1 protein-coding gene is annotated in these 255 nt (G+C 59.2%); it reads right to left on the minus strand.

What is annotated here, in order from left to right; translation table 11 throughout:
- Positions 1-255: transposase (locus F2P46_RS36885; RefSeq protein WP_208296983.1), on the minus strand; the 255-nt coding region annotated here is incomplete at both ends.

The raw sequence follows: 255 nt of genomic DNA on the forward strand, positions 1-255 counted from the left end.
GGGACCTGGCCGGTGTCGACAGGTACAGTCGTTCGGTCAAGGTCCGGAGCAGATGTTTGGCCGGACAGGCGCTCGGAAGGTGAAGGACAATCTTGTTCTTGTACTGCCTGACCTGCACGGCGATTTTAAACAGTTTGGCAATGACCGTTGATGGCTGCGCCTGCGACAGCGCGGTATGCCGCAGCCCTTCGGTACGCAGTTGCTGATGCAGGATGTAGGCCGCCGCGTGCAGCAACAAGCGCATGCAATTGGCGA

Origin of the sequence: Massilia sp. CCM 8734 (assembly GCF_011682155.1) — a bacterium.
In the GTDB taxonomy this organism is placed as follows: Bacteria; Pseudomonadota; Gammaproteobacteria; order Burkholderiales; family Burkholderiaceae_D; genus Telluria_A; species Telluria_A rubra.